Below are 9,044 nucleotides of genomic sequence, written 5' to 3' on the forward strand. Positions count from 1 at the left end.
ATTTCGTGCAACAAGTTGCACGCTACGATTCTAAGCAATCAAAGTGCGGTCTGTTTTTTTGTTGTTTTAATATGACAAATGAGGCTTTCTCATGCTCCTCCTCATTTGTTGTTATAAAAAATAAGCTCAATGCGCAAAAAAGTTTTGACAATTATTCATATCATATAATACAATTTTTATATGTTAAATCTTTGTTAATTATTACTGTAAACTAAGGAGACAAATATGAACAAAAACGTTGGTGGTATAGATAAAATCATTCGCATCCTGTTAGGGGTCGTTCTTATCGCACTCACGTTAACGAACGTCATCGGTTGGTGGGGATGGATTGGTGTTGTGCCGTTATTGACCGGACTCTTCTCACGCTGTGGTCTTTATTCATTACTTGGCATTAGCACCTGCCCATTAAAAAAATAATGCATTAAGGCATCATTTCCTCATTGGCAATGATGCCGCTTATTTATTCTGAGAAAAACACACACTATGACGATTTCCATCATTTCCGCCATGGAAGCAAAAGACAAATTAGCTGCCGGCGCCATATTAATCGATATTCGTCAACCGGAAGAATATCACCGCGAACATATCGACGGTTCAATTCTACAACCGCTGGACGAATTACAACATCAAGGATTGAGCAAAACCTTAAAACAAGGAAGTTGCCTTATTTTTCACTGTAAATCCGGGGCAAGAACCGCCGGCCAAGCTGACTTTTTGAAACAGTTGGCACAAGAAAATCATTGTGAAGCTTATCTGCTTCAAGATGGGATAACAGGCTGGAAAAACGCCGGGCTTGCTACGCGATTTAATCCGTCACAACCCATTGAGATTATGCGTCAAGTCCAAATCGTGGCAGGAAGCTTAATTTTACTGGGCTCGTTGTTGGGATGGTGGATTTCGCCTTATTTTTATTGGCTACCCGCATTTGTCGGTGCCGGCCTCACCTTTGCCGGAATAAGCGGTTTTTGTGGTATGGCAAAACTTCTCTCTCTCATGCCATGGAACCGACGCTAACCAATTAGTGCGTGGAATTGTTAAAAAACGGATCAGTTATTGGTTTCAGCGGACAGGACGTGTAAAATACGCGCTCTTATTCCCACAATGTGCAAATACTAAAATAGGATCTGATGAAAGATATCTTCGAAAAAAGTCAAGAAGCCAGTACCTTTTTAAAATTGTTGGCCAATCCGAATCGCTTGGTGATTTTGTGTTGTTTACACGAACAACGCTATAACGTCACCGAATTAACCGTCAAATTGAATATGCCGCAGGCAGCCATGTCGAACCAATTAGCCCTTTTACGTAAAGCCGGATTAGTGGCGAGCGAGGTCAAACATCGGGAGCGCGTGTATTACATTAAAGATCCGAAAGTTGCTGAGATGATCAACGTATTACATCGCTTTTTCTGTGAAGTTCCCTCCGAAAAAGTATGATTCTCATCACCCAATACAAAAAAACGCAGGTTTAACGCTGCGTTTTTTTGTATCGTTTAAGTTGGACAAGTTTATCTAAACCATTTCCTCTTTATCTCTCATTGTGCATTTCAAGATTAGAAGAATCCTTTTCGCGTTTTTTCTTTGCCGCATCGTTACGTTGCTCAGCAATGTTATCCAGATAGGCTTCGGTAATATCACCGGTAACATAACAGCCAGTAAACACCGAGCAATCAAATGATTGAATAGCCGGATTTTCTTGTTGTACGGAACCGGTTAAATCCGCTAAGTCTTGGAACACCAATTTATCAACGCCAATCAGTTTGGCAATTTCATCGGTATTACGTTCATAGGCGATTAATTCGCTGCGTGTTGGCATATCAATGCCATACACATTCGGATAGCGAATTTCTGGTGCAGCGGAAGCAAAATACACTTTTTTCGCGCCGGCAGCGCGAGCCATCTCCACAATTTGTTCAGAGGTGGTTCCCCGCACAATAGAATCATCCACCAACAAGACATTTTTGCCTTTAAACTCTGCGGCAATGGTATTTAACTTACGGCGAACCGAACTCACGCGCTGCGCTTGTCCCGGCATAATGAATGTACGACCAACATAACGGTTTTTTACAAAGCCTTGGCGATAAGGTTTGTTCAACACATTAGCAATACGCAATGCAATATCATTTGAGGTTTCCGGCACCGGAATCACCACATCAATATCCATGTCTTGCCATTCACGGGCGATTTTTTCCCCTAAACGTTGTCCCATGTGCACACGGGCTGCATACACGGAAACACCATCAATGCAAGAATCCGGACGGGCAAAATAGACATATTCAAAAATACACGGCGTTAACACGGGATTGTCAGCACATTGTTGAGCATACAACTCGCCATCAAAAGTTATAAAAATCGCTTCTCCCGGTGCCACATCACGCACAAACTCAAATCCCACCACATCTAACGCCACGCTTTCCGAAGCGAACATATACTCGGTTTTGCCATGCTCTTCACGTTTACCTAACACTAAAGGACGAATACCATGGGGATCACGAAACGCCACCATGCCATGGTCAATGATCATCGCAATACAGGCATACGCACCGCGAATATCTTCATGGGTTTGTTTCACTGCATTAAAAATATCTTGCGGCGTTAACGCGTATTTTTGCGGTTGATCGAGGTGATACGCAAGAATATTCAGTAAAAGTTCTGAGTCGGAATTAGTGTTCACATGACGGCGGGCAAGGTTGAAGAGTTTTTCCTTCAATTCGACAGAATTTGTTAAATTGCCGTTATGTACCAAGGTTAAGCCATAAGGCGAGTTTACATAAAACGGCTGGGCTTCAGAGACACTGGAACTTCCTGCTGTCGGATAGCGTACATGACCGATACCGGTATTGCCCGCCAAGCGCAACATATGCACTTGTTGAAACACATCACTCACCAAGCCGTTCGCCTTACGCAAACGAAAGCGATTTTCGTCATCAATGGTGACAATGCCCGCCGCATCCTGCCCACGATGTTGTAATACCGTTAAGGCATCATAAATGGCTTGATTTACCGGGGTTTGGCTGACAATACCGACAATACCGCACATACACGTTGTTCCTCTACTGATTCTGAGTTGAAGTTGGGGTTGGATTTGAAGCCGGCGTAGTCACTTGCTCCAAATTCAAGGTTGAATTTAAAAAACTGGAATTTGCTTGTATCTGTTGGAAGAACCAATCCACCACAAAACGAAAGTGCGGTATTAATTTTGACTCTTTCCACCAATCACTTTGATTTGACGCGGTGAACGTATCCAAGAAAAATAACATTGCCGCCACAATGAGCACGCCACGTAATAGCCCGAAGCAAGCACCAAGGACTCGATCTGTCCCACTTAAGCCGGTGCGATCCACTAACTGACCTAACACATAATTCACGATAGCGCCAACAATCAATGAGACAATAAATAAGATAGCAATGGCAACACCATTGCGGATATACAGGGATTCAATGGAAGTTAACAAACCCGCCAAATACACATAAAAATTGCTTGCAATAAAAAATGCCACAATCCAACTGGCTAGTGACATCACTTCGCGGACGAAACCGCGTAATAAGCTGACAATAACGGAAAAAACAATAATGCCGATAATAATGTAATCAATCATCAAATCATCTCTAAAGTGTTGAAAAAGACACTTCTATTTGCAACGGGCGTTATTCTAGCAAAAAACGAAACCGTTTGCGCAAAAATTTACGCACTAAAAAACGCCCTTTTGCACAAAGAAGCAAAGGGGCGTCACTATACCATTGTTATGTTTGGGAATATAGAGAAAATCGGGGAATTAAAGCTCCTGCCAAAAATCACGGGGTAATTTTTTCTGAGCAAGATTCAGTAACTTTGCCAAATCCAAATAGGTGGGCTTGTCGGGGAAAGAAGGTAAGGTATCCTGCGTCTCTCTCAATTTTTCAAAAACGCGTTGAAAACCGACCGCACTTTGAGGGGACAATGCCGTTTGTGCGCGTTTGCCTAACCAATAAAATCCCTGCAAAGGCAAACATAACGCAAATAAAGCGCTTAACACCGCAACAGCAAGCGCCATGTTATCCCCTCGTGCATAAATTTGCTGCCACACCACAAATAATACCGCGAGAAACGGCATCATTTTCTGGGCAAATAAGGTTGCTTTAATAATGCGATTTTCGGGGAAAATAGCGCCTAACTTTGGTTCTAAAGGCCAACTATTTAAATAGTGTTGCCCTATTTTTAATGTGCGATAAAAACCCATGTCATGCTTATCCTTTGTGTCAATTCAACGTCAGGTTGCTCAACATAACATAAACTGACGGATTTTTTAATTTTCCATATTCATACCTCTTCTTTAGTAATCTTTTTTTCAGGAAAAATGAATCACTTACGAAATGTAAAAAAATTGCTAAATTTTTTTGATTCAGGTCGCATTTTTTGATGTTAAGAATTTATTTTAAAAGGTGAAGGGTGTATTCTATGGCGGTTTAATTTTCTATTATTCGTTCAATATTTGAACGAATTTTGTTTAACTCAAACCCGTATAGGTCGCTTATGTCTGAAAAATTAGTCCTAATCCTCAATTGTGGTAGCTCTTCATTAAAATTTTCTATTTTGAATCCTGCCACCGGCGAAGAAAAATTGTCCGGCTTAGCCGAAGCGTTTTACTTACCTGAAGCCCGTATTAAATGGAAATTACACGGCGAAAAAGGACAGGCTGATTTAGGTGCCGGCGCCGCTCACGCCGAAGCGTTAAATTTTGTTGTTAATAACATTTTCTCGCTTGATCCTGAATTACAAAAAGGCGTTGTTGCTATCGGTCACCGTATCGTACACGGCGGCGAAAAATTCACTTCTTCCGTTATTGTTACCGATGAAGTAGTTAAAGGCATTGAAGATGCAATTCAATTTGCACCATTGCACAACCCTGCACACTTAATCGGCATCAAAGAAGCATTCAAACTCTTCCCGCATTTGAAAGAGAAAAACGTGGTGGTATTTGATACCGCATTCCATCAAACCATGCCGGAAGAAGCGTACTTATACGCATTACCTTACTCTTTATATCGCGATCACGGTGTTCGTCGCTACGGCGCACACGGTACAAGCCACTATTATGTCAGCCGTGAAGCGGCAAAACGTTTAGGCGTGGCAGAAGACAAAGTCAACGTGATCACTTGCCACTTAGGTAATGGTGGTTCTGTTTCCGCGATTCGTCATGGCGAATGTATCGATACTTCTATGGGTTTAACCCCGCTAGAAGGTTTAGTCATGGGTACCCGTTGTGGTGACATCGACCCGGCTATCGTTTTCTACATGCACGACACCCTTGGCATGTCCGTTGAGGAAATCAACACCACCTTAACGAAAAAATCCGGTTTGCTTGGTTTAACCGAAGTCACTAGCGACTGCCGTTATGCCGAAGACAACTACGACAAAGAAATCCCGGCAAAACGTGCATTAGATGTTTATTGCTACCGTTTAGCGAAATACATCGGTTCTTACATGGCCGTTATCGGTGAGCGTTTGGATGCCATCGTCTTTACCGGCGGTATTGGTGAAAACTCTGCGCACGTACGCGAACTCACCTTATCGCACTTAAAATTATTCGGTTATAAATTGGATAATGAGAAAAACATGGCTGCCCGTTTTGGTAAAGAAGGCGTGATTACCGCTGACAACACCCCAATCGCCATGGTGATTCCAACCAATGAAGAATTAGTGATCGCACAAGACACCGCACGTCTTTGCATCTAAAACGTAATCTATAAACTGCCGATTTATTCGGCAGTTTCTTTTTCATCCTCTATTCCAATCGAAGGTAAATTATGTCTCGTACTATTATTTTAATTCCGATTAGCACCGGCGTAGGTTTAACCAGCGTAACGCTTGGTTTAATCAACGCACTTGAACAAAAAGGTGCCAAAGTCGGTTTCATGAAACCTATTTCTCAACCAAATACCGGTGAAGATATTATCGACCGTACAACCTCTATCGTGCGCACCAGCACCGGTTTAGAAACAGCTGAGCCGTTTATGCTCAGCGTGGCAGAATCGCTGATCGGTCAAAATCAATCTGATGTTTTATTAGAAAAAATCGTTGAAAATCATCAACGCCTTGCTAAAAACAATGAAATTGTGATTGTGGAAGGCTTGATTCCAACCCGCAAACATTCTTTCGCCAATAGCATAAACTACGAAATCGCCCAAGCACTTGATGCAGAAATCGTATTAGTTGCGGCACCGGCCACAGAAACCCCGGCACAATTAAAAGAACGTGTTGAAGCCGCAGCTTCTCTATTTGGCGGTCAAAACAATAAAAATCTTCTTGGCGTGATCGTGAACAAATTCAATGCGCCAGTAGATGAATCCGGCAGAACCCGCCCAGATTTAAGCGAAATTTTCGATTCTTTCCAACACAGCCACAACAGCGAATCCGAGTTGGTAAAATTATTTGCACAAAGCCAGCTCAACTTATTGGCTTGTATTCCATGGTCTGCAGATCTTATCGCAACCCGTGCGATTGATTTAATTAAACATTTAGGCGCATCCATTCTTAATGAAGGCGATGTAAACCGTCGTATTCGTGGTATCACTTTCTGTGCAAGAAGTTTGCCAAACATGGTGGAACATTTCCGTGCCGGAAGCTTACTCGTGGTTTCTGCTGACCGCCCGGATGTGATCGTGGCAGCGGCACTTGCGGTGTCCAACGGTATTGAAATCGGCGGTTTATTATTAACCGGCGGTTACAAATTAGATCCTCAAATCAACAAACTTTGTCAGCATGTTTTTGAAAACAAAAAATTGCCGGTTTTCCGTATTGAAGGCAACACCTGGCAAACCGCTTTAAGCCTACAAAACTTTAATCTTGAAGTACCGGTTGACGATAAAGAGCGCATTGAAAACATCAAACGCTACACCAGCGAAAAATTAGATGCCGCCTTCGTTAACGGATTAGTTGAAGCTTCAAGCCGTTTACGTCGTTTATCACCACCGGCATTCCGTTTCCAATTAACGGAATTAGCCCGTGCGGCGAATAAACGTATCGTATTACCGGAAGGGGATGAACCACGTACCATCAAAGCGGCCATCTTATGTGCTGAACGTGGTATCGCAGAATGTATCTTGTTAGCCAACCCTGAAGAAGTAAAACGCGTTGCTGAATCGCAAGGCGTGAAATTAGTCAAAGGCATCACTGTTGTTGACCCGGCAAGCGTACGTGAAAACTATGTTGCACGTTTAGTGGAATTACGTAAAGCCAAAGGCATGACAGAAACCATGGCGCGTGAACAATTAGAAGATAACGTTGTACTTGGCACCATGATGCTAGAAGCCAACGAAGTGGATGGCTTGGTATCCGGCGCAGTTCACACCACAGCCAACACCATTCGCCCACCGATGCAAATTATCAAAACCGCACCGGGTAGCTCCATTATCTCTTCCATCTTCTTCATGTTATTACCGGATCAAGTATTGGTTTACGGTGACTGCGCGGTGAATCCGGATCCGACCGCAGAACAATTAGCCGAAATTGCCATTCAATCTGCCGAATCGGCGAAATCCTTCGGTATCGAGCCGAAAGTGGCGATGATCTCCTACTCTACCGGCTCTTCCGGTAGCGGTGCAGACGTTGAAAAAGTGAAAGAAGCGACTCGTATTGCGAAAGAAAAACGTCCTGACTTACTCATCGATGGTCCATTACAATACGATGCGGCAGTGATGGAAGATGTGGCTCGTTCTAAAGCACCAAATTCTCCGGTTGCCGGTCAAGCTACCGTATTCATCTTCCCGGATTTGAATACCGGTAACACCACCTATAAAGCGGTTCAGCGTTCCGCCGACCTTGTTTCTATCGGCCCGATGCTCCAAGGTATGCGCAAACCGGTGAACGACTTGTCCCGTGGTGCGTTGGTTGATGACATCGTGTACACCATTGCATTAACGGCAATTCAAGCAACACAATAAAACGCTTGAAAAACACACCGCACTTTCGTGCAAAAGAAAAGGCTTTCATGATGAAAGCCTTTTTTATTTACCTAAATAATTGAATTAATTCATCCATTTTTTTATCCAAATAAACTACTTATTCACAGTAAAAAGTGCGGTCAGTACGTAGCGTGCATCTTGATGCACGCATAAACCACGCACAGAACGTTATGTAACTAGGGCATACACAATTTCGTACGTAGCGTGCAACTTGTTGCACAAATAAACCACACACGGAACGTTATTTGAGACCTTTGCAAAAAAGCCTTTCCTCCAACAGCCGAAACCTAAACACAGATTTTCGGCTGTTTTTGTTTCAAATATCCACTGATTCTATTCAAATACCCCCTTAATCCTCCCCGGATACCTGATAATCAGGAATCCGGCCGCCTTTTAGGCGCAAACAGGCACACTTAGCCTGTTAGCGGCTTTCAACAGGTTCAAACACATCGCCTTCAGATGGCTTTGCGCACTCACTTTGAGCAGACCAAAATAGGCTGCCCGGGCGTAGCGGAATTTGCGGTGCAGCGTCCCGAAGCTTTGTTCGACCACATAACGGGTCTTCGACAAATATCGGTTGCGTTTGGTTTGCGCTTCCGTCAGCGGGCGGTTGCGGTGGGCTTTGCGCATAATGCCATCCTGCAGTCGACGCTCTTCCAGATGTTGTCAGTTTTCCTCACTGTCATAGCCTTTATCGGCATAGACGGTCGTATCTTCGGCTATACCTTCCAGCAAAGGCGACAGGTGGTTGCACTCATGGGCATTGTCGGGGGTAATGTGCAGTTTCTCGATATAGCCTTCCGCATCGGTACGGGTATGTTGTTTGTAACCGAGTCTGTATAAACCGTTTTTCTTTGTCCAACGGGCATCTTTGTCTTTACTCGGTGTGGTTTGACCGCTGACTTGTCCTTCGTCATCGACTTCTATGGCCTGACGCTGTTTGCTGCCGGCAGTCTGAATAATGGTGGCATCAATGACGGCGGCAGATGCTTTCTCTACTTTTAAGCCTTTTTCGGTCAGTTGGCGGTTAATCAGTTCCAGCAATTCGGACAGGGTGTTGTCTTGCGCCAGCCAGTTGCGGTAGCGGCATAAGGTGCTGTAATC

General features: G+C 43.7%; 8 protein-coding genes and 1 pseudogene. 5 read left to right on the forward strand and 4 right to left on the reverse strand.

Translation table 11 applies throughout. The annotated features are described in order from the left end of the window. Positions 1 to 225: 225 nt before the first annotated feature. The 3 genes from HMPREF9065_RS02390 (at position 226) to HMPREF9065_RS02380 (ending at position 1,433) form a co-directional block, all read left to right on the forward strand. Positions 226 to 417: a YgaP family membrane protein gene (locus HMPREF9065_RS02390; protein WP_021616619.1), complete on the forward strand. Its 192-nt coding sequence runs from the start codon at positions 226 to 228 to the stop codon at positions 415 to 417. Between the two features lie 66 nt (positions 418 to 483). Then, positions 484 to 1,014, forward strand: a complete 531-nt coding sequence (locus HMPREF9065_RS02385) for a rhodanese family protein (RefSeq protein WP_021616620.1) — start codon at positions 484 to 486, stop codon at positions 1,012 to 1,014. 113 nt (positions 1,015 to 1,127) lie between these two features. Next, positions 1,128 to 1,433: an ArsR/SmtB family transcription factor gene (locus tag HMPREF9065_RS02380; protein ID WP_021616621.1), complete on the forward strand. Its 306-nt coding sequence runs from the start codon at positions 1,128 to 1,130 to the stop codon at positions 1,431 to 1,433. A 91-nt stretch (positions 1,434 to 1,524) separates the two neighbouring features. On the opposite strand, the gene purF is transcribed toward HMPREF9065_RS02380, so the two are convergent. From purF to yfbV, 3 genes are all read right to left on the reverse strand, one after another. Continuing rightward, the gene (gene purF / locus HMPREF9065_RS02375) at positions 1,525 to 3,036 is read right to left on the reverse strand and encodes an amidophosphoribosyltransferase (protein ID WP_021616622.1); all 1,512 of its coding nucleotides are present in this window, start codon (positions 3,034 to 3,036) and stop codon (positions 1,525 to 1,527) included. A 13-nt stretch (positions 3,037 to 3,049) separates the two neighbouring features. Then, positions 3,050 to 3,595: a CvpA family protein gene (locus tag HMPREF9065_RS02370; protein ID WP_021616623.1), complete on the reverse strand. Its 546-nt coding sequence runs from the start codon at positions 3,593 to 3,595 to the stop codon at positions 3,050 to 3,052. Between the two features lie 177 nt (positions 3,596 to 3,772). Continuing rightward, positions 3,773 to 4,216, reverse strand: coding sequence for a terminus macrodomain insulation protein YfbV (yfbV, locus tag HMPREF9065_RS02365; RefSeq protein WP_021616624.1), 444 nt, complete (start codon positions 4,214 to 4,216; stop codon positions 3,773 to 3,775). A 293-nt stretch (positions 4,217 to 4,509) separates the two neighbouring features. Between yfbV and HMPREF9065_RS02360 the strand changes: the two genes are divergently transcribed. Then, a complete protein-coding gene (locus HMPREF9065_RS02360) occupies positions 4,510 to 5,712 on the forward strand; it encodes an acetate kinase (protein ID WP_021616625.1) in 1,203 nt (400 codons plus the stop codon). Between the two features lie 71 nt (positions 5,713 to 5,783). Further along, positions 5,784 to 7,919 carry a phosphate acetyltransferase gene (gene pta, locus HMPREF9065_RS02355; RefSeq protein ID WP_021616626.1) on the forward strand — a complete coding sequence of 712 codons (2,136 nt, stop codon included), beginning with the start codon at positions 5,784 to 5,786 and terminating at the stop codon, positions 7,917 to 7,919. Positions 7,920 to 8,333: 414 nt separating this feature from the next. Here the strand turns inward: pta and HMPREF9065_RS09970 are convergent. Continuing rightward, positions 8,334 to 9,044, reverse strand: a pseudogene (locus HMPREF9065_RS09970) (IS5 family transposase); the annotation flags it as partial.

Source organism: Aggregatibacter sp. oral taxon 458 str. W10330, from assembly GCF_000466335.1.
GTDB lineage: Bacteria > Pseudomonadota > Gammaproteobacteria > Enterobacterales > Pasteurellaceae > Aggregatibacter.

Coding starts and splice junctions, on each gene's coding strand:
- HMPREF9065_RS02390 (WP_021616619.1), top strand. CDS start 226: ATGAACAAAAACGTTGGTGGTATAGATAAAATCATTCGCATCCTGTTA.
- HMPREF9065_RS02385 (WP_021616620.1), top strand. CDS start 484: ATGACGATTTCCATCATTTCCGCCATGGAAGCAAAAGACAAATTAGCT.
- HMPREF9065_RS02380 (WP_021616621.1), top strand. CDS start 1,128: ATGAAAGATATCTTCGAAAAAAGTCAAGAAGCCAGTACCTTTTTAAAA.
- purF (WP_021616622.1), bottom strand. CDS start 3,036: ATGTGCGGTATTGTCGGTATTGTCAGCCAAACCCCGGTAAATCAAGCC.
- HMPREF9065_RS02370 (WP_021616623.1), bottom strand. CDS start 3,595: ATGATTGATTACATTATTATCGGCATTATTGTTTTTTCCGTTATTGTC.
- yfbV (WP_021616624.1), bottom strand. CDS start 4,216: ATGGGTTTTTATCGCACATTAAAAATAGGGCAACACTATTTAAATAGT.
- HMPREF9065_RS02360 (WP_021616625.1), top strand. CDS start 4,510: ATGTCTGAAAAATTAGTCCTAATCCTCAATTGTGGTAGCTCTTCATTA.
- pta (WP_021616626.1), top strand. CDS start 5,784: ATGTCTCGTACTATTATTTTAATTCCGATTAGCACCGGCGTAGGTTTA.